This is a genomic window from Erwinia sp. 2186 (genome assembly GCF_057812255.1).
This window is the reverse complement of sequence record NZ_CM173824.1, coordinates 2,039,088-2,062,305: the sequence shown is the minus strand read 5'-3', so window position 1 is coordinate 2,062,305 and position 23,218 is coordinate 2,039,088. Positions and strand designations below refer to the sequence as shown.

Annotated in this window: 23 protein-coding genes; 10 read left to right on the top strand and 13 right to left on the bottom strand. The window is 54.0% G+C overall.

What is annotated here, in order from left to right:
- Positions 1–11: 11 nt before the first annotated feature.
- The 6 genes from ACXKZG_RS09460 to ACXKZG_RS09435 form a co-directional block, all read right to left on the bottom strand.
- Positions 12–830 carry a carbohydrate ABC transporter permease gene (locus ACXKZG_RS09460; protein ID WP_488876087.1) on the bottom strand — a complete coding sequence of 273 codons (819 nt, stop codon included), beginning with the start codon at positions 828–830 and terminating at the stop codon, positions 12–14.
- Positions 827–1,738, bottom strand: a complete 912-nt coding sequence (locus ACXKZG_RS09455) for a carbohydrate ABC transporter permease (RefSeq protein WP_105759835.1) — start codon at positions 1,736–1,738, stop codon at positions 827–829. The genes ACXKZG_RS09460 and ACXKZG_RS09455 overlap by 4 nt, the downstream gene beginning before the upstream one ends.
- Positions 1,739–1,740: 2 nt before the next feature.
- Entirely contained in the window at positions 1,741–3,018 is a 1,278-nt protein-coding gene (locus tag ACXKZG_RS09450) for an ABC transporter substrate-binding protein (protein ID WP_488876086.1), read from the bottom strand.
- A 27-nt stretch (positions 3,019–3,045) separates the two neighbouring features.
- The gene (locus ACXKZG_RS09445) at positions 3,046–4,146 is read right to left on the bottom strand and encodes an ABC transporter ATP-binding protein (protein WP_346594344.1); all 1,101 of its coding nucleotides are present in this window, start codon (positions 4,144–4,146) and stop codon (positions 3,046–3,048) included.
- A 115-nt stretch (positions 4,147–4,261) separates the two neighbouring features.
- On the bottom strand, positions 4,262–4,861 hold the full coding sequence (locus ACXKZG_RS09440; protein ID WP_488876085.1) for a hypothetical protein: 600 nt from the start codon (positions 4,859–4,861) through the stop codon (positions 4,262–4,264).
- A 31-nt stretch (positions 4,862–4,892) separates the two neighbouring features.
- Entirely contained in the window at positions 4,893–5,234 is a 342-nt protein-coding gene (locus tag ACXKZG_RS09435; RefSeq protein ID WP_013202596.1) for a hypothetical protein, read from the bottom strand.
- 200 nt (positions 5,235–5,434) lie between these two features.
- Here ACXKZG_RS09435 and ACXKZG_RS09430 point away from each other — a divergent pair, with 200 nt between their 5' ends.
- From ACXKZG_RS09430 to ACXKZG_RS09420, 3 genes are all read left to right on the top strand, one after another.
- Positions 5,435–5,635, top strand: a complete 201-nt coding sequence (locus ACXKZG_RS09430; RefSeq protein WP_488876245.1) for a hypothetical protein — start codon at positions 5,435–5,437, stop codon at positions 5,633–5,635.
- A 91-nt stretch (positions 5,636–5,726) separates the two neighbouring features.
- Entirely contained in the window at positions 5,727–7,604 is a 1,878-nt protein-coding gene (locus tag ACXKZG_RS09425) for a M48 family metallopeptidase (protein ID WP_488876084.1), read from the top strand.
- 99 nt (positions 7,605–7,703) lie between these two features.
- On the top strand, positions 7,704–8,708 hold the full coding sequence (locus ACXKZG_RS09420) for a YiiG family protein (protein WP_488876083.1): 1,005 nt from the start codon (positions 7,704–7,706) through the stop codon (positions 8,706–8,708).
- A gap of 128 nt (positions 8,709–8,836) precedes the next feature.
- Here ACXKZG_RS09420 and ACXKZG_RS09415 read toward each other — a convergent pair whose 3' ends face one another.
- On the bottom strand, positions 8,837–9,700 hold the full coding sequence (locus ACXKZG_RS09415) for a LysR family transcriptional regulator (protein WP_488876082.1): 864 nt from the start codon (positions 9,698–9,700) through the stop codon (positions 8,837–8,839).
- A gap of 101 nt (positions 9,701–9,801) precedes the next feature.
- Between ACXKZG_RS09415 and ACXKZG_RS09410 the strand changes: the two genes are divergently transcribed.
- A complete protein-coding gene (locus tag ACXKZG_RS09410) occupies positions 9,802–10,653 on the top strand; it encodes an alpha/beta fold hydrolase (protein WP_488876081.1) in 852 nt (283 codons plus the stop codon).
- 4 nt (positions 10,654–10,657) lie between these two features.
- Positions 10,658–11,260, top strand: a complete 603-nt coding sequence (locus ACXKZG_RS09405; protein ID WP_488876080.1) for a glutathione S-transferase — start codon at positions 10,658–10,660, stop codon at positions 11,258–11,260.
- Positions 11,261–11,346: 86 nt separating this feature from the next.
- Here ACXKZG_RS09405 and ACXKZG_RS09400 read toward each other — a convergent pair whose 3' ends face one another.
- The 3 genes from ACXKZG_RS09400 to ACXKZG_RS09390 all read right to left on the bottom strand — a co-directional run bounded on the left by ACXKZG_RS09400 (position 11,347) and on the right by ACXKZG_RS09390 (position 13,976).
- A complete protein-coding gene (locus ACXKZG_RS09400) occupies positions 11,347–11,841 on the bottom strand; it encodes a MarR family winged helix-turn-helix transcriptional regulator (RefSeq protein WP_488876079.1) in 495 nt (164 codons plus the stop codon).
- A gap of 279 nt (positions 11,842–12,120) precedes the next feature.
- Positions 12,121–12,417, bottom strand: coding sequence for a hypothetical protein (locus ACXKZG_RS09395; RefSeq protein WP_151037171.1), 297 nt, complete (start codon positions 12,415–12,417; stop codon positions 12,121–12,123).
- Positions 12,418–12,431: 14 nt separating this feature from the next.
- On the bottom strand, positions 12,432–13,976 hold the full coding sequence (locus ACXKZG_RS09390) for a methyl-accepting chemotaxis protein (protein WP_488876244.1): 1,545 nt from the start codon (positions 13,974–13,976) through the stop codon (positions 12,432–12,434).
- A 308-nt stretch (positions 13,977–14,284) separates the two neighbouring features.
- On the opposite strand from ACXKZG_RS09390, the gene ACXKZG_RS09385 reads away from it, so the two are divergent.
- Together ACXKZG_RS09385 and ACXKZG_RS09380 are read left to right on the top strand one after the other, a co-directional pair.
- Entirely contained in the window at positions 14,285–14,758 is a 474-nt protein-coding gene (locus tag ACXKZG_RS09385) for a DUF2243 domain-containing protein (protein WP_013202600.1), read from the top strand.
- 15 nt (positions 14,759–14,773) lie between these two features.
- A complete protein-coding gene (locus ACXKZG_RS09380) occupies positions 14,774–15,574 on the top strand; it encodes a cytochrome c oxidase assembly protein (RefSeq protein ID WP_488876078.1) in 801 nt (266 codons plus the stop codon).
- A gap of 21 nt (positions 15,575–15,595) precedes the next feature.
- Here the strand turns inward: ACXKZG_RS09380 and ACXKZG_RS09375 are convergent, their stop codons facing one another.
- Entirely contained in the window at positions 15,596–15,946 is a 351-nt protein-coding gene (locus ACXKZG_RS09375; RefSeq protein ID WP_013202602.1) for a DUF3147 family protein, read from the bottom strand.
- A gap of 219 nt (positions 15,947–16,165) precedes the next feature.
- On the opposite strand from ACXKZG_RS09375, the gene umuC reads away from it, so the two are divergent.
- From umuC to ACXKZG_RS09360, 3 genes are all read left to right on the top strand, one after another.
- Positions 16,166–17,425 (top strand): translesion error-prone DNA polymerase V subunit UmuC, encoded by a 1,260-nt coding sequence (umuC, locus tag ACXKZG_RS09370; protein WP_479994781.1) that lies wholly within the window; start codon positions 16,166–16,168, stop codon positions 17,423–17,425.
- A 242-nt stretch (positions 17,426–17,667) separates the two neighbouring features.
- Positions 17,668–18,072 carry a cupin domain-containing protein gene (locus ACXKZG_RS09365; protein ID WP_455863848.1) on the top strand — a complete coding sequence of 135 codons (405 nt, stop codon included), beginning with the start codon at positions 17,668–17,670 and terminating at the stop codon, positions 18,070–18,072.
- Positions 18,073–18,283: 211 nt separating this feature from the next.
- On the top strand, positions 18,284–18,907 hold the full coding sequence (locus ACXKZG_RS09360; protein ID WP_488876077.1) for a hypothetical protein: 624 nt from the start codon (positions 18,284–18,286) through the stop codon (positions 18,905–18,907).
- Between the two features lie 72 nt (positions 18,908–18,979).
- On the opposite strand, the gene ACXKZG_RS09355 is transcribed toward ACXKZG_RS09360, so the two are convergent.
- Both ACXKZG_RS09355 and ACXKZG_RS09350 read right to left on the bottom strand, forming a co-directional pair.
- Complete coding sequence (locus tag ACXKZG_RS09355; protein WP_488876076.1) at positions 18,980–22,075, bottom strand: efflux RND transporter permease subunit; 3,096 nt, start codon at positions 22,073–22,075, stop codon at positions 18,980–18,982.
- Positions 22,075–23,166, bottom strand: a complete 1,092-nt coding sequence (locus ACXKZG_RS09350) for an efflux RND transporter periplasmic adaptor subunit (protein ID WP_488876075.1) — start codon at positions 23,164–23,166, stop codon at positions 22,075–22,077. Before ACXKZG_RS09350 ends, ACXKZG_RS09355 begins: the two co-directional genes overlap by 1 nt.
- Positions 23,167–23,218: the final 52 nt, after the last annotated feature.

Here is a 23,218-nt window from a genome sequence, read left to right as displayed (position 1 = left end):
ACAAGCACTCCTTAGCGAATTCCAGCACGCATAAACGATTGAATAAACTGACGCTGAAAAATCAGGAACAGCACCAGCAGCGGTAAGGTGGTCATCAGGGTGGCCGCACTGACCAGCGCCCATTGCACACCCTGCTCTGGCGCGGAAAACAGCTGCAGGCCGACGGTCAGCGGCCGCACGTTTACCGAGTCGGTGATCACCAGCGGCCAAAGGAAATCGTTCCAGTGGAAGCTGATCGACACCAGCGTAAAGGCGACATAAATCGGCCTCGCCAGCGGGATGTAAATCTTCCGCAGAATATAAAAGCGGCTGGCACCTTCAACAATTGCCGCCTCTTCCAGCACCAGCGGAATACTTTTAAAGGTTTGTCGCAGTAAAAAGATGGCGAACGCCGAGGAGAAATACGGCAGCGCGATGCCGGTCAGCGTGTCACGCAGTCCCAGCGCGCCGATGGTTTTATAGTTATTCAGGATCAGCACATCCGGACTGATCATCAACTGCAGCAGGATCAGCGCAAAGATCACCCCGGCGAATTTCAGGCGAAAACGCACCAGCGCGTAAGCCGCCATCGTTGCCAGCACCAGCTGCACCACCACAATCATCAGCACCAGCAGGCCGGTATTGAGGAAGTAGCGGGCAAACGGCGCGGCGTGCCAGGCATCCATGAAGTTCTGCAGCGTCAACGGAGAGAGTAATGAGAAACTGCCCTGTTCCGACGCCGGATGAATCGCCACCCAAAACGCCACCAGAATCGGTAAAAACCACAGCAACGCCGCGAGGACTATGACCGTATTCAGGCATAAACGACCAAATGAGAGTGTCGGCGTCATTGGTAATGGGCTCGCTTGTCCAGCAGGTTGAATTTCAGCAGCGCAATGGCGGCCAGGATCACCAGCAGCACCACCGTCATCGCGGCAGCGGCAGGCATATCCCAGAAGCTGAAGGCGGTGCGATAGATGTAAAACAGCAGCAAACTACTGCTGTTATTCGGGCCACCGTTGGTCATGGCGATCACCTGATCCACAATGCGGAACGCATTCATCGAGGCATTGATCAGCACAAACAGCGTGGTCGGCATCAGCAGCGGCCACTGTACCCGACGGAAGAAGTAGCGGCGCGAGGCCCCTTCTATCGCCGCAGCTTCACCGAGTCGCGGATCGATTTGCTGCAGCGCGGCAAGATAAAAAATCATAAAGAAACCCGCTTCGCGCCACACCGAAACCGCCATCAGACAGTAGAGCGCGCTTTGCGGTTCGCCGAGCCAGTTAACCGCCGGTAGCGAAAACAGCGCCAGCAGCTTATTCAGCAAGCCGAGCTGCGGCGTGTAGAAAAACAGCCACAGGTTGGCGATGGCGATCATCGGCAGCAGCGAGGGAATAAAGAAGGCGGTACGAACCAGCGCAGTGGCGCGCATCTGCCGGTTGACCGCCAGCGCCATTAGCAGCGCCAGCGTGACCGCCAGCGGAATGGTAATCAGCGCATACAGCAGGTTATTGCGCAGCGACTGGATAAAGATGTCGTCATCCAGCAGCGCAAGGTAGTTATCCAGCCCGACAAACTGGGCCGGATGACCGTTGCGCGCCGCGCTGAACAGGCTTTCCCACACGGTCGCGACCGCCGGATAATGGGTAAACAGCAGCAAAAAGCTGAGTGCTGGCAAGATCAGCAGATAGCCATACAGCTGCATCGTCCATAACCGGGGACGGTGAACCGGTGCGACGGTGAGAATGATGCTCATCGTTATTGGTATGACTTCAGCAGACGATCGGCTTGCTTCTGCGCGCCGGCCAGCGCGTCGGCTGGCGTTTTCGCCTGCGTCACCGCCGCTTCCACCGCGTGATTCAGCGCATCCTGAATCTGCACGCTGTTATAAGTCGACAGTTCTGGCTGGGCATACTTCAGCTGTTCACGCGCCACTAAGGCCTGCGGGACCGCCTTGACGTAATCCTTCATCACCTGGGTATCCCACGCCGCTACTGAGGTGGCGACATAACCGGTGGCGATACTCCAGCGTGCGGCCTGCTCTGGCGACGTTACCCAGCGGATGAATTCCATTGCGGCTTTTTGCTGTTCTGGTGAGGTGTTTTTAAAGACATACAGATTGCCGCCGCCGGTTGGGCTGCCGCGCTGGGTTTTCTCAGGCAGCATCGCCACGCCAAACGGGAACTTCGCATTATCACGCACGTTGGTCAGGTTGCCGGTGGTGGTCACCATCATCGCGGTTTTGCCGCTGATAAAGTCCTGCGGCGTCGTGCCCCATGCAATCGCTCCCTTCGGAGAAACCTGTTCTTTCTGCCCCAGATCGGTCAGCCATTGCAGCGTTTCAACGTTGCCCGGCGTATTGAAGTGAACCGCAGTGCCCTTGCCGTTATCCAGACGTCCGCCGTTGGTGGCCGACAGGCCCTGGAAGTTCCAGTAACCGTTTGGCGTGGACGGGATCTCGATACCCCACTGGCTGACGCCGTTGGCATCTTTGAGGGTCAGTTTCTTACTGAATTCCACCACCTGCTGCCAGTTAGCGGGCGGCGTATCGGCGTTCAAACCGGCTTTTTCAAACGCCTGTTTGTTCCAGTACATCACCACGGTTGAACGCTGGAACGGCACACCCCACACCTTACCGTCGATGTGGCGCAGAAAGGCGGGATAGAAACCGTCGATCCATTTTTTGCCTTCCTCGCCCTGCGCCAGATCGCTGGCCGCGACAATCGCCCCGGCATCAATCAGTGAATACGCCTCAATATCACCAATCACCGCCATCTGTGGCGCATTACCGCCGCGAAAAGCGGTCAGCGCTTTGGTCACGGTCGTCGCATAGTCACCGGTATACACCGGCTGAATACTCACATCCGGGTGCGTTTTTTCGAAGTCCGCCACCAGCGTATCGACGGTGTGGCTGACTTTGCCACCCACCGCGATCGGATAATACATTTGCAGCTTGACCGGATCGGCAGCGAACGCTGAGGTGGCCATCGCGAGCAAGACAACAGAGGACAGGCGTGAGTAACGAATTGCAGACATGATTTTCCCTTGGGCAAATGACAACGGTTAAATGGCGTATTTTTTTTGTGAGGCAAACATCTGTTGTTCGGCGTGTTCGCAGCGCTTACCGCTTTCGCGGTGAAAGAGGTATTGCCGTGCGGCGGACCACTGCAAGCCGACGTCGCTGCCTTCGGCGAAGCGCTGCATACCGGGGACTTTGACCGTCAGCGAGACGTCGAGGCCCGCCAGCCTGCACACCAGTAAGGTATCGGCACCCATATATTCGGCGCTCTCTACGCGCGCGGTCAGTGCCGCCTGTGCAGCGGGGATCAGCTGGATATCTTCGGCACGCAATCCCAGACTGAGCGTCGCCTCGGGATATTCGACCACCGGCTGCGTGAGAGGCAGGAGGTAATGATGGCTACCGTTGCGTTGCAGCGGCAGGATATTCATCGGCGGCGCGCCAATAAACTGCGCGGCGAACACGCTGGCGGGATGGTTATAGAGTTCGTCCGGCGTGCCGTGCTGCTCAATATGGCCATCGTTAAGCAGAATAATGCTGTCGGCCATGCTCATGGCTTCGGTTTGATCGTGGGTCACGTACAGCATGGTCAGGCCGAGTTTCTTTTGCAGCGCGCGGATTTCACGGCGCATGCTTTGCCGCAGCTTGGCATCCAGATTCGACAGCGGCTCATCCATCAGGCACAGCGTGTTGTTGGCGATCACCGCCCTGCCCAACGCCACGCGCTGCTGCTGGCCGCCGGAAAGCTGCGACGGCAGGCGATCCAGCAGCGTATCCAGCTCCATTAACTTACTGACATCCGCCAGGCGCTGAGCAAACGACTGTTTCTCTTCGCCCCGCGCTTTTAAGCCAAACAGCAGGTTTTCCCGCACGTTAAGGTGAGGAAACAGCGCATAGGATTGAAACACCATCGACAGCTTGCGCTGCGACGGTGGCAAAGGGGTGATGTCGGCATGATTAAACTGGATGGCGCCGCGATCGGCGGTTTCCAGCCCGGCGATGGTACGCAATAAGGTCGATTTTCCGCAGCCCGATGGCCCCAGCAGCGCAACAAAACTGCCCTGTTGCGCCTCAAAACTGATGTCATTCAGGGCGATTTTTTCGCCCCAGGCTTTATAAATATGGTGAAGCGAGAGGTGGCTCATGCATCCGCAATCCGAGAATCTGAATGGCAGTACGCTAGCGGAAAGGAATGAAGGATTTATGTCGCTGCGGTGACGGTTGGGTGATGGCGCTGATGCAGCCTTATCTACTCACGCCTTATTTACCGAGAATATTGTTAACCGCTTTCAGGTGACCAGCCTTATCTTTGTGGTTTGAAACCACCTGAATGACGGTGAATTTTTTGTCAGCGACCGCCAGCAGAGTGGCCTGCTGCACATCGTTACCCCCCATATTGTCAGTGGCTTCGATATGGTAGACCGGCAAACCGTTGGCATTTTCAGTTTTCTCACTAATCACCTTATAAGAAGGTGAAGCCTGCTTCTGCTTGTCTTTAATTGACTTCATGCCGTTGAGAAAATCAGCGTCACTGCCACCGCGAGCAATTACCGGGATATCTTCTTCGCCAACGATCAACACGCGTTTTTCCGGCTTGTTAACATACATTGTTCCCGGTCCGCCGCCCGGAACAGGCTGCTTTTCATAGCCCTGCAGTTTGAACGTCTGCTTTCCATCCAGCAAAGCAAGCGTCTCAGTTTGCGTGGCTGCGGCGGGTGCTGTCTCAGCTGCCAATGCCATCAGAGAGGTTCCGCCGATGGCAGTTGCCAGGCAGATTGCACCCACGATATTTAATGATTTTCTTAATTTCACCATGAACTCCTGCGTATTGATGATATTTCCATTTCGCTGATACAGCATCAGTATGGCCTGTATCAGTGATGTAAGGGGGTTATCGGGTCAGATCGTAGAAACAGATTCCTGAGCCGAGCAGAAACAGAATAATCGGCCAGTAGAGAACGGGAATAAAAAAGAAGTTATGGGTTTTTTCGGGGGCCATCATTGGCTGGCTTTTCGTTGCCTGTGCAATGGAGTCCAGCCATTTTTCCTGCCGGAGCACCCAGACAAAGGCCGCACAGAAAAGGGCAGAAACTATCAGCGTAGCCCCTGTCGCCCATAAATGCGCGACAAAGAAACCGTCGTAGTAATAAATATCTAACAGCCATTTACACAGGAGATAGGCGGCAGAAATTAATACTGCGACGAAAAAACCCACTCCGCTCCATGCGATCATCTTTATATCCTTTTAAGGTGTGAGGAATGAGGAATAATTTTTTTGAAAATTAACATATTTTTATCATTGTGGCGATATTTTCTTTGGTGCTAATATAAATGCCATCCAGTACAGGAGATGTCCGGCCAGGGCAATTTTCACCTTACTGATTTGATGGATTTATTTTACACGACTGTTTTTTCGGCCCGATTTATTTGTTTGTGCTCGGCCTCTGGAAGAGAAATATTACACTGATTTTAATTATGGCAGTTGTTTATTCTGCACTATCAGGGGTTTTTTCGACAATGGCCATAGCTTATCCAAAATATCTCGATATTGGTCTGGGCCAGGGTTTTAACGCCCTGTATGGCATCAGCACCATTCTGGCTTATAATCGCTATGCAATAATTATAATATCGTGAAGCTCGCATAAATGCTTCCGCACCGTTTAATCGGGGCCAGGCTATTCTTTTCGGAATTTCCTGATAGCAGCAGCTTCTCCCTTTCACAGACATGCAGGAAGTTATTATTTTGAATACATTAACGGAATTGAAAAAGGGTTATCTAAAGGTATTTTTCTGGCTGCTATTCACACTGTTTCTCGTCCCCGTCATTACCCTGTTTTTTGCTGAATATGGCAACACGCAACTTGATCAGCAATACACGCAAATCTTCATGAACGATGCGCGGGAACAACATCAGGATACGGGCAAACTCCAGGCGTTTCTGCAGCAGAATCCGCCTTCCAGTGTCTGCGGCCCGGTAGATGAAAATCTGCAGGATTACAAAAACGCCGTTTGCGCACCGCAATCCGAACTGTGGCAGTTCTACATGATGGATAAAGTGGCATTCTGGACGCTGATCGGTAGCGGCGTTGTCCTGCTGATGGTGCTGCTGTTCAGTGCGCTGGCCTTTAAAAGCCGCCAGGGACAGGTAATCAGTCTGGCGCTGGCCCGCAAGTTCCTGATGCTGGCCTGTTCGCTGGAAGTCATGGTGCAGGGCGGCATGCTGGTATGGCTCTCATTCTGGGGCACCGCCTTCTTCACACAAACCTACTATCCAAAACTGGTGATGGCGGTAGGACTGCTGGTGCTGGCCGGTATGTATTACATGATTAAAGGCATCTTCAAAAAACTCCCACCGGAAGAGAGTATTGAAGGCGAAGTCGTGACCCGCGAAGCGGCCCCGGCACTCTGGTCACAGATTGATATGCTGGCCGCCAGAGTGGGCACCACGCCACCCGATCATATTGTTGCGGGTATCGACACCAACTTCTACGTGACCGAAGCCCCGCTGAACGTGAATGGGACTCCGCTCACCGGCCGTAAGCTCTATGTCAGTATTCCACTCCTGCGTCAGCTCACCGTTGCGCAGGCTGATGGCGTGATGGTCCATGAACTGACTCACCTCCATGAAGGCGACACCGCCTCCGGCGCATTACTGGGACCGAAGCTGCACCGGTTTGATCTCTATATGCAGCTGATGGGTCAGAATCTGGCCACGCTGATCGTCTTCTATCCGCTCTATCTTTATCGCATGCTGTTTGAGCTGGCGTGGCAGCGTAACAGCCGTGAACGTGAGTTTGTCGCGGATCGCAATGCATCAACGCTGGTCTCCCCTGCCGCGATTATCGAATCACTGATCAAAGTGTCTGCGTATGCCAGCTACCGGAATGAAGTTGAGCGAAACTTCTTTAATAACCAAACGCTGCACGAAAATGAACTGGGGATCAGTAACGCTATTGCTGCAGGTCTGCCTGAACATGTCGCCTCTCCGGACTTTATCAGCGTCATCCGTGAGCAGAATGTGCCGCACCCGTTTGATTCACATCCGCCGCTGGCGGAAAGGATGCGCAACGTAGGGTATGAGATCAACGAAGCTGACTATGCCGCGATCGCCGCCGATTTCCCGGCACAGAGCTGGGTCGATCTGATGCCGGTTGCCGACGAGATGGAACAGCAGTTGTGGCAGAAATATGAACGCGACTTCTCCTTAGTGCATGAAGAGAGCCTGGCCTGGCGCTATCAGCCTGATGGTGAAATGGAAACCGCGCTGGTGCTGAAGCATTTCCCCAATGTTCCTTATACCCTGAAAGATGGCTCGCAGATCGTCATCACCTGGCAGGGCATCGTGGCGCCGAAAACCGGCGAAGTGCTGGAGTGGGATAACGTTAAAAACATCAACGTTATTTGTAGCTTCGGCCGGGATAAGCTCTACGTGCAACATGTGCAGCGAAACTCGCAGGGGAAAAAACGCAGTGAGATCCGTCTGCCGGGCCTGAAAAAGGAGATTGAAGCCTTTAAAAACAGCCTCGGCTATTACTGGCATCGTCATCAGACAGTCAGGGCGTTACTGAAAGAAGAATCGTCGGAAGCGACGCAACGCGCATAACCCGTTTGTCATCGGCTCCCTCATCGCAGCTGATAAGGGAGCCGATGCGGACATCAATTCCCAACCTGTATTTCTAACCGCATAAATAAAGGAACGATTTTGTTTAAAAGAGCAAGCAGGGCCATGATACCCGGGATGCTGGTGACTGCCCTTGTGCTGCCGCTGACAGCATGCGACAACAGTGACAAAGCAGATGCAAAGCCAGCCCCGCAGAGTCAACCCCAGGCTGTTGCGGAGGATACCGCTGCGCAACTCACCACAAAATTAAACCCCTATGTGGGTTGCTTTAACACTACGGATGGATCGGTTCGCGACAGTGCCCTGCGCTATGTGAGCTGGATGGCGAATGCTGAAAAGGGGCCAACCGGCAAAGAGCGCAACGTCAACGTACTGGGCGAGGTCACGCCTTACGAACTGGAGAGCTGCACTAAAGCCATCAACCAGGCATCGAAGGCGAAACCGGCGTTACCGGCGCTGGATGCTGCAGCAACACAGTATCTGGCGGATTTAACGACATTGCAGCCGCTGGTTTCGCAGGCTCACCTTTACTACAGTCAGGAAGATTACAAGGATGATGGCTTCGCGAAAGGCAAGCAAATGCATCCGCCACTCATGAAGGCGTTTAATCGCTTTATGAAATCCAGTGACCAGTTCGGTGCCGAAGTTGAAAAAGAGAACAATGAGGTCGTGGCTGCGCAACTGGTTGAAATTGAGAAGTCTGAGGGCCGGCATAGTCGCTACTACCGCCTGGCATTAGTCACGCAGGCCAAGGCGCTGGCGACCCTGTTTACCTCCCCCGCTCCCGACGTGGCACAGATGACAAAAGCGATTGATGCTTACAGTACGTTGCTGACTGAGGCAGAAAAGGCAACGGCCAGCGAAGCGGGCAAGCCATTAACCTGGTCCATCTTCCAGGATAATGCCGGAACCTTCCTGAAAGACTGCAAGGATCGCATGCGTCGGATTCGCGATAAAACACCTTACAGCACGGGTGAGCAGAGTCTGCTGAAAGCAAGCGGCAATTCGGGCTGGATGGTATCGGGCTCACCGATGCGCGTTTTAAAATCCTATAACGGACTGGTCGAGGCCGGTAACCGCCTGTAAGCGGGCTGCCCGCCCCATGTGACTCTGGGGCAGGCTTCGTCAGCCGGGCTGATGCCGTCACCTGCCGGATGAAAAGCATAAAACGTGGTAGAGGCACATCAGGAAGGACAATAGCGGCCAATTCACTATCACTGTTTATGCATCAGCCTGGTCAGCATCTCGCAGAAGGCCTCGCTTGCGGGATTGAAGCAGTGTTTATTCAGGCGTAGCAGGCAATCAACCGACGGCAGAGGCATCAATTTCTCAAGTTCAGACACATTACAAATCGCTTTCTCAACGCTGTAATGATTGAGTATTCCCACCCCCAGACCGGTGGTTATCGCCGCAAGCATACCTGCTACTGAAGGACATTCCAGCATCACAGAAAATGGAATTTTTGCCTGCCGAAGTTTCTCCTCAGCCAGGTTACGGTAATAGCAATCGGGTCCCCAAGTAATAAGCTTCAGGCTCTTATCCGATTCATGCAGCCAGGCAGGCGTTGCGTACCAGTATAATTTTTCACTCCACAATACCCTATCTTCCGGCGATGCCGTGCCCGTGAAATCCTGATGTAAGATGATATCCAGGCTTCCTTCAGAAAAATGCTGACGCAGGAGATGACTTTGCTCCACCACCAGTTGTACATCCACCTCGGGATGATGGTGAGTGAAGGTTGAAATGACCCCGCATACTTCAGTCATTGAGATATGTTCAGTGACCCCAATTCGCAGCTTGCCACGTAGTGCCGAAGGCGAAAAATACGCCACGGCATGATCGTGTTCAGTGAGTATTTTTTCCGCATGGCGTAGCAGAACGCTGCCCTTTTCTGTCGGAACGGCTTTTCCGGCGATACGCGTAAGTAGCTGGCATTGAAGTTGATCTTCAAGCCGTCTGAGCTTCCAGCTTACGGCGGACTGGCTCAGGTTAAGGAGTAATGCAGCCTTACTCATATTGCCCGTTTGCACCACGGTTCTGAATACTCTGAGCGCATCAACAGAGAGTCGTTTATTCATTTTTGTATGACAAAAGTGGGTTTACAGATGGAAATAATGTCACTGGCGTCATATGCAGTCAACGGATAGCCTGAAAGGAACAAGCTCAATGGAGAAAGCTAATGCCCGCTAACAACCCATTACTGAATGAAGACGTTTTGATAAAAGGTTGTCGCATTGCGACCGGGGTCCATGGTTCAGGTACACCTCTGGTGCTGGTTCATGGCACGCCCGCACACTCGGTAATCTGGCAGTCACTGGTGCCGGCATTTGTCGATGCGGGTTTTCACGTTCACCTGTATGACCTGCCTGGGTTCGGCGCATCAGAGCGTCCGTTGACGGCTGATACCTCGGTTTCCGCACAAGTCGGTTTTCTGCTGAAACTGCTGGAACACTGGCAGCTCGAAAAAACACATCTTTTTGGTCACGATATCGGCGGGGCAATTTCACTCAGACTGGCATTCGACAACCCATCCCTGCTGAAGACGCTTACGATTGCCGATATTCCAAGTTACAACTCCTGGCCTTCGCCCACATGGAAAGCTATGCGGGATAATTATGTGGATTATGCACTGATCCCTGCCACTGAGCATTACCGCGCAATGTCTCGCCAGTTAAAGATGGCTGTTTTTAATAAGCATCTTATGACAGGGCAGCGGCTGGAAAGTTATCTCTCGCCCCTTTGTGGCGTGGTGGGCCAGCCCTCGTTTTATCAACATCAGGTTGCGCATTACAATGCCTGTTACACCAGTGACTTTGCAGAAAAATTGCCGCAACTCCAGCTGCCTGTGCAGATTTTATGGGGCGCCGAAGATGAATGGCAGCCCGTTGAGTATGGAAGGTGTTTGCAGCGCGACATCGCCTCATCCATGCTGCATATTTATGAACAGGCCGGACACTTTTTAATGGAAGATGCCCCTTTGCCTGTCGCCGCACAGTTAATTGAATTTGTTAACCAACATAATATGAGGTAGCGCTATGATCCTAATCGGAATGCTGGATTCACCCTATGTCAGACGGGTTGCTATCTACATGAAAATATTGGGTATTCAATTCGAACAACAGCCGCTTTCGGTATTCAGCGATTTTGATGCCTTAACAAAAATTAATCCAACCGTTAAAGTACCAACGCTTATCACAGATGATAATCAGGTGCTGATCGACTCAACATTAATCATTAATTACCTTGAGAAATATTTCGGTCATTCGCCTGCACCCACATCAGCGTCCAGAGCGGAAGACCTGAGGGATCTGCATCTTACTGGATTCGCCCTGGCAGCCTGTGAAAAAGCGGTGCAGATTGTGTACGAACAGCGTCTCAGACCGGTAGAAAAACAGCATCAACCCTGGTTGAATCGGGTAACTCAACAACTTCATGGTGCCTGGCAGACGCTGGAGAACGGGCTGCGGGAAAGTCATCCTGACATGCTATCAGTGGCCGGTATCAGTATCGCAGTAGCCTGGCGTTTTACAGAATTGATGCTGCCGGATACCATCAGCCGTACGTTGTATCCGGAAGTAACCAGATTTACATTGCTGGCCGAACAGCGACCGGAATTTTTGGCAACACCTTTGAGTTAGAGAGGGTGAGAGTTGCGTAGCGTTCATATTTATTCTGAGGAAATAACGGCACTCAACGTACATTGTGTCTGACAGTGGCGCCTCTGTCAGTGAGAGGCATCGATAAGCTTCTGTCGCAGTACGGTAACCATTGAGGCCAGTTCAGATAACTCCTCATACGGCGTATCCATTGCCGATATCATATCTGCAGGTACGCCGGCCGCTTTCTCTCTGAGCCTCTGACCCTGCTCTGTGAGCAAAATAAGTACCCTGCGTTCATCGCCGCCGAGGTCGCGTTGTCTGGTGATAAACCCGGAAACCTCAAGCCTTTTCAGAAGCTGACTGAGCGTACCGGAATCCAGGCAGACGCGTGCGCCAATCTCAGAAACGGTGACGTTATCTTTTTCCCAAAGTGCCAGTAAAACCAGGTATTGCGGGTAAGTAAGCCCGAGCGGCGTGAGCCGTGACTTATAGAGTTTGGTCATCGCAAGAGAGGCGGAATAAAGCGCAAAGCAGAGAAATTGCTCAACTTTTGCGGGCGCATCAGCAGTGGAGGAAAAATCACCCGCCTCATCTATTTTATCTTTATCATCAGTGCACATTTAGAATCCAAATTTAGTGGCGAACTGGGCGCTTTTTGATGAAAATTGCAGCCGGGGTGAAAACGCCAGAAGTAATCGACGCCTTACCCAGGGCCCTCAGGGACGTCTGTCAAAAAAGTGAACAAGACGAGAGCCTGTGCCCTCGCCTATTCATAAGCCCAGGAATTATTTAATCAACTCTAATTGATGTCAATTTTATTCATCTGAGCACGAGCCTGCGTTCGGATAAAAGTGAAGGCGAAGGAACGTGAGTTTACCATTCCGCCCGGCAGTAATGTGCTACTCACTCTTATTTGCTGCAAAGTGCAAAAAATTATTTATCACCCCGATTATGCGCCCCACTGCCATCAGGTCTGCCGTCAGCAACACGTCGGTGTGCACCAGGAAATTCATCAGTTCAGGGTCGTTCATGTGTTCCTGAATACCGGCATACATGCGTATAAGGTGCACCCAGTTGTTTGCAAACGTGTCCACGCTCAGATACTCCCCTTCACTGAGCTGCCCCATAAGAAAATTCACGTCAACTTTTAGCGCACTGATACGCGAGATAATGTCTTCAGAGACGGACGATGCCATAGCAGTGGAGGGCCTCATACACGAAAGGTTTCCACCATGCCACGCAACGCGTGTGCCTGCGCGGCCAGCGATTGCGATGCCGTGGATGATTCCTCCACCAGGGCCGCGTTGCTCTGTGTCACCCCGTCCATCTGGCTAATCGCGACGCTGACCTGGGAGATACCTTGCATCTGTTCAGCGGAGGAGAGTGAGATGTTGTCCATAACGTCCGCCAGGTCGCCCACCATACCCACAATTTGCAGGATGTTCTTCCCGGTACCTGTCGCCACTGTCACGCCGTTTTCCACCTGGTTTACAGCCTGTTCAATCAGCGATTTGATGTCCCGCGCCGCGTTTGCGCTACGCTGCGCCAGCGTTCTTACCTCGCCCGCCACAACGGCAAAACCCCGCCCCTCTTCACCGGCACGGGCAGCCTCAACGGCAGCGTTCAGCGCCAGAATATTGGTCTGAAACGCGATACTCTCAATGACGCCAGTTATATCGCGAACCTTAGTAGCACTAAGGGATATGTCGTTCATCGTCTTCGACATGCGCTGCACGTCCCCTTCGCCACTATGGGCAAGTGTCGCAGTTCTCCGGGCCGTATCAGCCGTCTGCTGGGCACCCGCGGCATTGCTTTTCACAGTGGCGGTGAGCTGTTCAATGCTGGCGGCAGTTTCCTGCAGAGCCGCAGCCTGCTGCTCGGTACGCGAGGACAGCTCGGTATTTCCCTGTGATATTTCATCAGCAGCCATGGCGACGGATATTGAAGAATCCCTGATGTCTGATACCAGACTTCGCAGGCTGGTCTGCATGGTGGCAAGCGAGGCCAGCAAGCTCCCCCTGTCGTTGCGTCGTAATGCGACCGGATAAGTGAGGTCGCCACTGGCGATGGCGGAAGCCAGGGCCTGTGCCTGTGCAGGTTCACCACCCAACTGGCGCATAAGTAAGCGAACGGTCAGATAACAGACAGACGCCGCGAGAAGCACTGACAGGACGGTAAGTACTATCAGAAGAGATGCAGCACGTGAAGAGTTGACGCTGTTTTCAGCCACAATGTTGCGGCTTAGCTGCATCTGACTGTCGGTCAGTTCATCGAGCGCATCAAGGAGTGCCTTCTGAGCCGGGCGTGCCGTTATCAGTAAGTATGTCGTGGCCTGGCTCTTTTGGTTTTCCAGCCCCATTTTTCCTGCCGTCATCAGGGTTGAAAGTGCATCGCCCTCCGCTGACAGTGTTCGCTCCAGAGCAGCCTTACCCCGTTCAGAGACATTGGAAGACATGTTTTTTTCCAGAATCTTACGCGTTTGTATATAGGCTTGACGCTGTTTAACAAGGCGCTGCCACTCCGGCTGCATCTGCTGCTGGTCAGTTATTAAAGCCAGGTTGCGTACGGCTATCGCCATATCACGCACACTTCCGCGCATATCGAGCGCCAGCTCAAAACGCTTCATCTTTACGTTAACCGTCTCGTTCATACCATCCCGGGCATGCCAGAGAGCGCTAATCGCGATACTCGTGCAAATAATAAAAAGAAAAATAATCAGGCCAAAGCCTGCCGTCAGACGCGTTGCAATTCTCATCAATAATCTCAGGGCAGTTAACGTAGTAAACATCTATCGGCAGGGGGAGCTCACAACATAAGGGTTGAATCAAATTAAATTGAACACTCTTCAATTTTCACTAAAAAAACCATTAAAAAAACCAGCTGATTTATTCAATGGTTACATTGAGGCTGAAACCACCCTGATAAATATGATTTTTTTGCACGGTACCGGAGGGTAAAGGGCAGATGCAGGGTCGGAAAGCGGTCTTTGCCGGAGAGCCATCGGGAACGCCTCATTTTCAGCTACGCTTCTTAAGTAAAATTTTCTTTATTCAGGAGTGAGTAGTGCCAACGTTGACCCCAGCAATTCAATCCGATCTTAAACGTTCATTGACGGCCACGCTTCCGCTTGGCGTTGGTATGATGGCAGCGATAGACGAAGTGATATTTCATCAGATTCTGGCCTGGCATCACTTTTTTGACTGGGAAACACCCGCTTTTGGCCTGTTTTCAGATGGGTTATTGCATTCAGCTGAACTGATTTTGTTTGTCCTCGGCTTTTTTATGTTTGCCGATCTGCGTAGCAGCAGAAAGCTTAACCGGACAGCAGCATGGGCAGGCTTCTTTTTGGGTATGGGAGCGTTTCAGCTTTTTGACGGGATTGTGGATCACAAGCTGCTCAGGATTCATCAGATCCGTTACGTGGACAATGTTCTCCTCTACGACCTTATCTGGAACGCGGCTGGTCTGCTTTTATTGCTGGCGGGTTTCATTATCTATCGCCGGGCGCGCACGGCTGAACTGCAGACGGGAACGTAACCCGTGGAGCCAGCAATGCATCACACAGGTGTGCCACACTCCCCGATGTTGTTCGTTCTTTTGGTCATCATGCCTGCCGTACTGCTCTGTCTTTATCTTCTGGCCGCCGTCAGACTACGTGGCACCGCCCGCTGGAGCTCGTGGCGTATAGCCAGTTTCACGACCGGCATAGTGTTAATCGTGGTCTCCGTATCGCCGCCTGTGGCTGACTGGGCTCATCACGATTTACGCGGTCACATGATACAGCATCTTTTTCTGGGAATGTTTGGTCCTCTGGGCCTGGTTTTTGGTGCGCCCGGATCGCTTTTGATGCGCTGTGCTCCCGCGAAAATGACACGCGTCATTATGAATATTCTTCGCACGCGCCCGATACGTTTTTTAATACACCCGATAACCGCTGCTTTCCTGGATATTGGCGGTATGTATCTTCTTTATCTCACCCCGCTTTTTGGGCTGACGATGACCAGCCCTTTCCTGTTTGTTTTTATCCATCTGCATTTTGTTCTCTCCGGGTATCTTTTTACCTGGTCTGTCGCAGGGCCCGATCCTGCTCCCCATCGCCCGCCGAGGTCCGTAAGGCTGATAGTCATTTTCCTGGCCACAGCGGCTCATGGTGTTCTTGGAAAATTAATGTACGGATACGGCTACCCTCTTGGGACCTCAGCATCTCCTGAGGAAATTCAGGCGGCCGCACTGTGGATGTATTATGGCGGAGATATCGCCGAGTTATGCATTATCACCGGCTTCTTTGCAGCATGGTTCCGTCAGCGCAGCAGCCTGCCAGAGGCGATAGCAGGTAAAATCACACATAAATAACAGGAACACCCCACACGGGGTTCACATCAGCTCAATACCAAAACGGCGAAGTAACAGCGCATACCCCCAAAAAAGCAGCACGGTCATAAGGCAGGAGGCCAGCAGCGCGACCCAGAATCCCCACCGCTGAAAAATGAAGGGAAAGCAAAGAAACATGGGCAGTGTTGGTACGACATACCAAAATGTGTACCATGCATGATTCGCTATTTTCTCTTGGGTTTGCCCCTCAAGCTTCATCCATATCAGCACCAAAACGGTCACCAGTGGCAATGCCGCCAACAGACCGCCCAACCGGTCGCTTCGTTTTGCCGCCTCGGAGATAAGCACTATCATCCCAGCGGTTATCGCATACTTCACAATCAGCCAGATCATCTCATTCCTCTTGTCCTGAACACGGGTCTTTAGCGTAGCATCCGTTAAGCAGATCCTGTGATCCGATGATTAGCCTATCCCCCGACGTCATGAAGGTGGAGTAAAGTCTTCTGGAAACCTTCTTGATCGTTCCAGACATTCAAATATACTGTACATAAACCCAGTATATTTGGAGTCCCCTTTTATGTCGCTCATCACTCACCCACCAGGCAAATCGCTATGTTTGCCCTGGTAGACGTCAACAGCTTTTATGCCTCTTGTGAGACGGTGTTCCGCCCTGACCTCGCAGGCCGCCCGGTGGTGGTACTCTCCAATAACGATGGCTGCGTGATTGCGCGCAACGCCGAGGCCAAGCGGCTGCAGATCAAGATGGGGGCGCCCTACTTTAAGATGCGCGACGAAATTCAGCGGCATAACGTGGCGGTGTTCTCGTCAAACTATGCGCTGTATGCCGACATGTCCCATCGGGTGATGAGCACGCTGGAAGAGCTGGCGCCGGCGATTGAAATTTACTCAATTGATGAGGCGTTTCTCGATGTCAGCGGCATCAGCAACTGTCTGCCGCTGGATACCTTTGGTCGCCAGGTGCGCGATAAAATCTGGCAGGATACCCACCTGAGAGTCGGCGTGGGGATTGCGCAGACTAAAACCCTCGCCAAGCTGGCGAATTTTGCCGCCAAAAAATGGACCCAAACCGGGCACGTTCTCGATCTCTCCTCGCCTGCCCGCCAGCGTAAGCTGATGGGGCTGCTGCCGGTAGAAGAAGTCTGGGGCGTGGGCCGACGCCTGTCGAAAAAGCTGGAAGGATTGGGGATTGAAACCGCGCTGCAGCTGGCCGATACGCCGGTGGCGTTGATCCGCAAGCATTTTGGCGTGGTACTGGAGCGCACGGTGCGGGAGTTACGCGGGGAAGCCTGCCTGGAGCTGGAAGAGGTGCCGACCAAGCAGCATATCCTCTGCTCACGCTCGTTCGGCCACCGCATTACCGAATATCAGGAGATGCATGAAGCCATCTGTAGCTATGCCGTCCGGGGCGCGGAAAAACTGCGCCACGAGCGCCAGTACTGTCGGGAAATCGGCACCTTTATCCGTACCAGCCCGCACGATCCCAAACATCCTTATTACACCAATGCCGCCAGCGTTAAGCTGCTGACGCCGACCCAAGATAGCCGCGATATTATTAACGCCGCCATTCAGTGCCTGGACAAAATCTGGCGACCGGGCCATCGCTATATGAAAGGCGGCATCATGCTCGGCGACTTCTTCAATCAGGGCGTGGCACAGCTGAATCTGTTTGATGATTTTCAGCCCAAAGCCAACAGCGAGGCGTTAATGGCCGTGCTGGATACGCTCAATAAACAGAGCGGCAGCCGCGTCTGGTTCGCCGGTCAGGGGATCCAGCGCGACTGGTCGATGAAGCGTGAGATGCTGTCGCCCAGCTACACCACCCGCTTCCGGGATCTGCCGGTTATCCGCTGAGGGTCACTGAACGTGAGGTCGCTTGTCGCGGACGAATATCAGCCATCACTTCCATTTAAAGCGAAGAGTGTTTGAGAGAAAGGAATGTCAAATCACGCGACTCCCAAGCCCGCTTCTTTAAGAATGACAGAGATAGCATTTGAGGCATGAACAATTCATTATTTTGAAGCGTTCGGACTGCATGCCGGGAAACAGATTTTTTGTAATATGTCATCACGTTCATCACAACCAGGGAGCGATTTATGTCTACTCATTCTAAAGAACAAACTGACCAAACCTCTGAGTTTGAATCCGACGGTGTAAAATCGGAAGAGCTGGTAAGTAGTGGTAGCGCATGGAACGGTAAAGCGTACGAAAAATATCCGGAAGGCAAACCGCATTTAACCGTAATGAAAATGCACTTTGACGCAAATACCACTTTGCCCTGGCACACTCACCCGATGCCTAATGTTGCCTATATTATTTCTGGGTCGCTAACGATTGAAGATAAAGAGACGGGCGAAAGTCGAAAATTTACCGCGGGTGAAGCGTTTAACGAATCTATTGATGATGTACATCGCGGTTATACCACTGACGAACCGGCCGAGGTGATCATTACTTATGCCGGCGTTGAAGGACAGGCGCTGTCAGAGCCCTATACCTCTTAATCCAGGATTCATTCACAGCATGCCCTCGTGGCATGCTGTGCTGTAACGTGCCCAACAGCCCGGCACCAGCCGGAATAACGTAGGGCACATAAGGACCATTTTTCTATAAAAAAAACGCTATCCTGCAGCATCTTGCCGGTGACTCACTCCGTTGTAGCCGGCTTTTTTTCGTACTTAATGTCTACCGCTTGTAGGGCAATGGTTATAAAAAATGCATTCTGATTTAATCTTTATACGCAACAAATTGGTTTTATTTTTCACCAGTGCACTGTTTCTTTGTCTGATGATGGGTCTGGTATTTATTGATGTTCACTGGATGCATGATGCTGTTCATGAGTCATCTTTAACAGAGATAACTCAGGAGCTGATGCTGCTGGTGATTGCACTCATGTATTTTTTTCGCGCAATGCGGCACTCCTCTGCGCGCCCGTCACTGATGCTGATTGGGGGATTTTTTTCCTGCATGTTAATCAGGGAAATGGACTTTTTATTTGATGAAATAAAACATGGGTGTTGGGTCTGGTTCGCCCTCGCCGTTACGGGAATTTGTCTAACTTTTGCCTTAAGATATCCAGAACGTACGCTCGCCGGTCTGGTGAGTTTCCTCCGTCATCCCTCATGGGGAATGATGAGCGCGGGCCTGCTCACTGTACTGGTATTCTCCCGGCTGTTCGGTATGCAGGACCTTTGGCGGACGCTCATGCCTGGAGGATATAGCCATACGGTCAAGAATATGGCGGAAGAGTGCTCTGAGCTGCTCGGCTACAGTTTGTGCCTTTTTGCCACCTGTCGTTATCTTCGCTCGGATTATGCCCTTAACCGCCATACTTCCTGAGCCCTCTGGGGATAATGAAGCATCGCGACACGCGCCTCATTCTCCCCCGATCGTCACTGAATTGCAGGCCGCTTAGCCAACCCGCCGGTGCGCCCATTCACGCATACGCTGGAACAGCACAAACAGCGCCGGGATAAATACAATGCCCACCACGGTAGCCACCAGCATGCCGCTGAATACCGTGGTGCCGATGATCCGACGACTCTGGGCACCCGCGCCGGAGGCCAGCATTAACGGCAGCACGCCGAGTATAAAAGAGATTGCCGTCATCATCACCGCCCGAAAACGCCGCGTCGCACCCTGCAGCGCGGCATCCGCAACTGACGCGCCCTGCTCACGCAGCGTTCGCGAAAATTCGACAATCAGGATGGCGTTTTTGGCGGCTAAGGCGATCAGCAGCACCAGGCCAATTTGCACATAAACATCATTGGCAAACCCGGCCCACCACAGCCACAGCAGCGCACCGCCGAGAGCAAACAGCACCGAAAGCATCACGCTGCCGGGCAACGTCCAGCTCTCATACTGGCAAACCAGGAACAGCCAGGCCATCACCACCGCCGCCAGCACGATCCAGATGGCCTGATTGCCGGTTTGTTGTTCCTGCAATGACAGCCCGCTCCAGGCGTAGCCGTAGCCCTCCGGTAAGCTGTCATTAAGGATCGCGGTCATGGCGTTCATCGCGTCGTTGCTGCTGACGTTTGCCGCCGCCGATCCGCTGATGGCCACCGACGGGAACTGGTTGTACTGCTTCAGATAAGGCGCACCGACGCCTGGCGTCACGGTAACCAGATGACTGAGCCGCACGCGTTCACCGTTATCGCTGCGCACATACAGATCGCTGATTTGCTCTGCCCGTTCACGCCAGCTCATCTCATTTTGCACCACCACGTGATAAGCGCGGTTGTTTAAGGTGAAGTCGCCGGCGCGCGTGCCGCCGAACGCGGTTTGCAGAGTGCTGAAGATGCGGGATACCGGCACATCCAACAGGGCAGCCCGGTTGCGATCGACGTTGAGCGTCAGCTGAGGCACGTTGCTGCTCCAGGTGGTAAATACCGCCTGCAGCTGAGGATGCTGATTGGCTTTCGCCAGCACCGCGCGCGTGACCTGCTCCAGCTCGGCAGAGGATTGCCCCTGCTGGGCCAGCAGACGCAGATCAAAGCCGGCGGCATTGCCCAGCCCCGGTAGCGTCGGCGGATTGAAGGTCATAATGTTGGCCGTGGGGATCTGCGCCAGCTGCTGCTGGATCTGCCCGGCGACCTGATCCAACGCCGCGCGTTCACCCCAGGGTTTCAGCATCACCGACATAAAGCCGCCGTTAGAGGTGGTGGTGCCGCTGAGAATATCAAACCCGGACACCATAATGACGTCCTCGACGGCGGGATTGCTGGCAACCAACAGCCGCGCGCGCTCCATGGTGGCTTCCGTGCGCTCTAATGACGCGGCGGCGGGCAGCTGCACGTTGGCAAAGAAATAGCCCTGGTCCTCGGCAGGTAAAAAGCCTTTGGGCATCAGCATAAAGCTGACGGCCACGGCCAGCGCGGCGGCGGTGGTGGCCACCAGTGCCAGCCACGGCCGGCGGTTCATGCCCTTCACCAGGCTACCGTAACCGGCACGGGTTTTATCCAGACCCCGGTTGAACAGCTGGAAAATGCGGCCCGGTACCGCCGTGCGTGGCCGTAGCATCAACGCACACAGCGCCGGCGTCAGGCTCAGGGCCACCAGGCTGGAAAGCGTCACCGCGCTGGAGAGCGTCACCGCAAACTGCCGGTACAGCTCACCGGTAATTCCGGGCAACATCGCTACCGGAATAAACACCGCCAGCAGCACCAGCGTGGTGGCGATAACCGGTCCGGCGACCTGGCGCATCGCCTGCGTGGTAGCGCTGAGCCGATCGATGCCTTCCGCCATCAGCGTTTCGACATTTTCCACCACCACAATGGCGTCATCCACCACCATGGTTAACGCCAGAATAATGGCGAACAGGCTAAGGGTATTGGCCGAGTAGCCAAGCAGATAGAGGATGGCGAAGGTGCCGAGCAGCGAGGTCGGAATGGCCATGGCGACGATAAAGGTGGCGCGCCAGCTTTGCAGGAATAACGACACCACCAGGATCACTACCGCCAGCGTCAGTCCCAGCGACCAGCCCATCTCTTTGATGGTGGCAGAGACAAATTTCGTGGAGTCGAATTTGATTTCCCACTTCACATCTGCCGGGAAGGTATGGCTCAGCCGCTTCAGCTCGGTGCGCACCAGACCGGCCACATTCAGCGCGTTTGCGCCTGGCGAAGGGTAAATTCCCAGATAAGCCGTGTCGTTGCCGTTCAGCGTCGCGCTGGAGTTGTAGCTACGCGCGCCGATATCAATAAAAGCGACATCCCGCAGCCGCACCAGCTGCCCCTGTGCCGAGCTGCGGATAATGATATCGCGGAACGCTTCCGCGCTGTTCAGGCGGCCAAGGCCATTAATGGTCAGTGTTTGCTGCTGGCCGTTAAACACCGGTGGCGTGCCGACCTGTCCGGCAGCGCCCTGCACGTTCTGCTGGCGGATCGCGAGGGTGATATCGTCGGCGGTAATATTCAGCGCATTCATCCGCTGCGGGTTCAGCCAGATACGCATACTGTAATCGCGCGCACCGAACATCTGCACCTGGCCCACGCCCGGCAGTCGCGCCAGCGCATCACGAACGTGGGTGCTGGCGTAATTGCTGATAAACAGCGCATCACGGGTTTTATCAGGGGAGAACAGGCTGACGCCCAGCATCAGGTTGGTGGTGCGCTTGCGGACCTGCACTCCCATTTCCTGCACCTGTTGCGGCAGCTGGGCCACGGTCTGCGCCACCCGGTTCTGCACGTCAATGGCCGCCAGATCGGCATCGGTGCCGGCGGCAAAGGAGATCGCCAGCGCATAGCTGCCATCGTCCGAACTGGTGGATTCCATATACAGCATATGGTCCACGCCGTTGATTTGCGTTTCCAGCGGAGCCGCTACAGCTTCGGCCACGTCTGACGCACTGGCGCCCGGCCAGGAGGCGCTGACGTTAATCACCGGCGGCGTGATTTCCGGGTACTGCTCTACCGGAATGATTTTCAGGGCGATGGCACCGAGTAAGCCAATCACCAGCGCGATCACCATCGCAAAACGCGGGCGGGTCAGGAAGAACGTCAACATCAGCGGTTTCCTCCGGCGGCGATTGCGTTCACCGGGCTCCCGGCCTGAAGGCGCTGCGTGCCCTCTACAATCACCCGCTCGCCACGCTGCAGACCGCTTAGCACATGATACTGCTGGCCTTGTTGGCTGCCCAGGGTGAGGCGGCGTTTTTCGGTTTTATTCTCGTCGTTAACCAGCCAACAGAAGAACCCTTGCGGATCTTGCTGGATCGCCATTGCCGGGATCATCAGTGCTGATGCGCTCTGTTTTGGCCGGAAAAACAGATCGATACTGCCGCCGGGCAACAGCCGCTCACCGGGATTGGCGAATTCTGCACGTAAGGTGACGCTGCCGCTGCGCGGATCGATGCGGTTATCCACCGAGACCAGCGTGCCCGCCTGGCGTTTGCCCGCCAGTTCAATTTCTGGCAGCCAGGCCTGACGCAGCGTTTTCAGGTCGGGATGCTGACCGGCCTTATCAAAAAAGGCGTGTTCTTCAATGGCAAAGGCGATGCGGATCGGGTCCAGCTGCACGATTTCCACCAGCATGCCGCTGGCAGGATTCACCAGGCTGCCCCGATGAAACTGGCTGTGCCCTACCCGTCCGCTGACCGGTGAGGCGATCCGCGTATAGCCGAGGGTAATCTCACGGGCCTTCAGGCGGGATTTCGCCTGATCCACCGCAGCCCGGGCGATATCACGCTGCATACGCGCGCCATCAACGTCATGGTTACTGATGGCCTGCGCCGGCTTCAGCCGCTGGAAACGGTCGAACTGCTGCTGTGCCTGGCGCAGGGAGGCTTCACTGCTGCGCAACTCGGCCTGGGCCAGCGACAGTGCGGCACGCTGCTCCGCATCATCGAGCTCATACAGCAGATCGCCGGCCTTCACCTGCTGCCCGTCGCTGAAATGGACCTGAGTAATGATGCCTTCAATGCGGCTGCGCAGTGCCACCGCATGGACGGCTTCAATCCGTCCCGGCAGGCGGCGCTCCATCAGCAGCGGCGCGGGTTCAACCTGTACCACCTGCACGGACTGACTGGCGACGCTCAGCGTTGGCCAGCTGATAACGAGAGCAATCGCCAGGGCGATTGTTGGGCATAACCTGTTCATCGTGTTTTCCAAAAACGGGAGGCAAGCGAAGACAGATGCCCCGCAGGGCATC

Coding starts and splice junctions, on each gene's coding strand:
- ACXKZG_RS09350 (WP_488876075.1), bottom strand. CDS start 23,166: ATGAACAGGTTATGCCCAACAATCGCCCTGGCGATTGCTCTCGTTATC.
- ACXKZG_RS09390 (WP_488876244.1), bottom strand. CDS start 13,976: ATGAGAATTGCAACGCGTCTGACGGCAGGCTTTGGCCTGATTATTTTT.
- ACXKZG_RS09435 (WP_013202596.1), bottom strand. CDS start 5,234: ATGATCGCATGGAGCGGAGTGGGTTTTTTCGTCGCAGTATTAATTTCT.
- ACXKZG_RS09415 (WP_488876082.1), bottom strand. CDS start 9,700: ATGAATAAACGACTCTCTGTTGATGCGCTCAGAGTATTCAGAACCGTG.
- ACXKZG_RS09450 (WP_488876086.1), bottom strand. CDS start 3,018: ATGTCTGCAATTCGTTACTCACGCCTGTCCTCTGTTGTCTTGCTCGCG.
- ACXKZG_RS09360 (WP_488876077.1), top strand. CDS start 18,284: ATGCATTCTGATTTAATCTTTATACGCAACAAATTGGTTTTATTTTTC.
- ACXKZG_RS09375 (WP_013202602.1), bottom strand. CDS start 15,946: ATGATCTGGCTGATTGTGAAGTATGCGATAACCGCTGGGATGATAGTG.
- ACXKZG_RS09455 (WP_105759835.1), bottom strand. CDS start 1,738: ATGAGCATCATTCTCACCGTCGCACCGGTTCACCGTCCCCGGTTATGG.
- ACXKZG_RS09380 (WP_488876078.1), top strand. CDS start 14,774: ATGCATCACACAGGTGTGCCACACTCCCCGATGTTGTTCGTTCTTTTG.
- ACXKZG_RS09425 (WP_488876084.1), top strand. CDS start 5,727: ATGCAGGAAGTTATTATTTTGAATACATTAACGGAATTGAAAAAGGGT.
- ACXKZG_RS09405 (WP_488876080.1), top strand. CDS start 10,658: ATGATCCTAATCGGAATGCTGGATTCACCCTATGTCAGACGGGTTGCT.
- ACXKZG_RS09400 (WP_488876079.1), bottom strand. CDS start 11,841: ATGTGCACTGATGATAAAGATAAAATAGATGAGGCGGGTGATTTTTCC.
- ACXKZG_RS09410 (WP_488876081.1), top strand. CDS start 9,802: ATGCCCGCTAACAACCCATTACTGAATGAAGACGTTTTGATAAAAGGT.
- ACXKZG_RS09365 (WP_455863848.1), top strand. CDS start 17,668: ATGTCTACTCATTCTAAAGAACAAACTGACCAAACCTCTGAGTTTGAA.
- ACXKZG_RS09460 (WP_488876087.1), bottom strand. CDS start 830: ATGACGCCGACACTCTCATTTGGTCGTTTATGCCTGAATACGGTCATA.
- ACXKZG_RS09445 (WP_346594344.1), bottom strand. CDS start 4,146: ATGAGCCACCTCTCGCTTCACCATATTTATAAAGCCTGGGGCGAAAAA.
- ACXKZG_RS09395 (WP_151037171.1), bottom strand. CDS start 12,417: ATGGCATCGTCCGTCTCTGAAGACATTATCTCGCGTATCAGTGCGCTA.
- ACXKZG_RS09355 (WP_488876076.1), bottom strand. CDS start 22,075: ATGTTGACGTTCTTCCTGACCCGCCCGCGTTTTGCGATGGTGATCGCG.
- ACXKZG_RS09440 (WP_488876085.1), bottom strand. CDS start 4,861: ATGCTGTATCAGCGAAATGGAAATATCATCAATACGCAGGAGTTCATG.
- umuC (WP_479994781.1), top strand. CDS start 16,166: ATGTTTGCCCTGGTAGACGTCAACAGCTTTTATGCCTCTTGTGAGACG.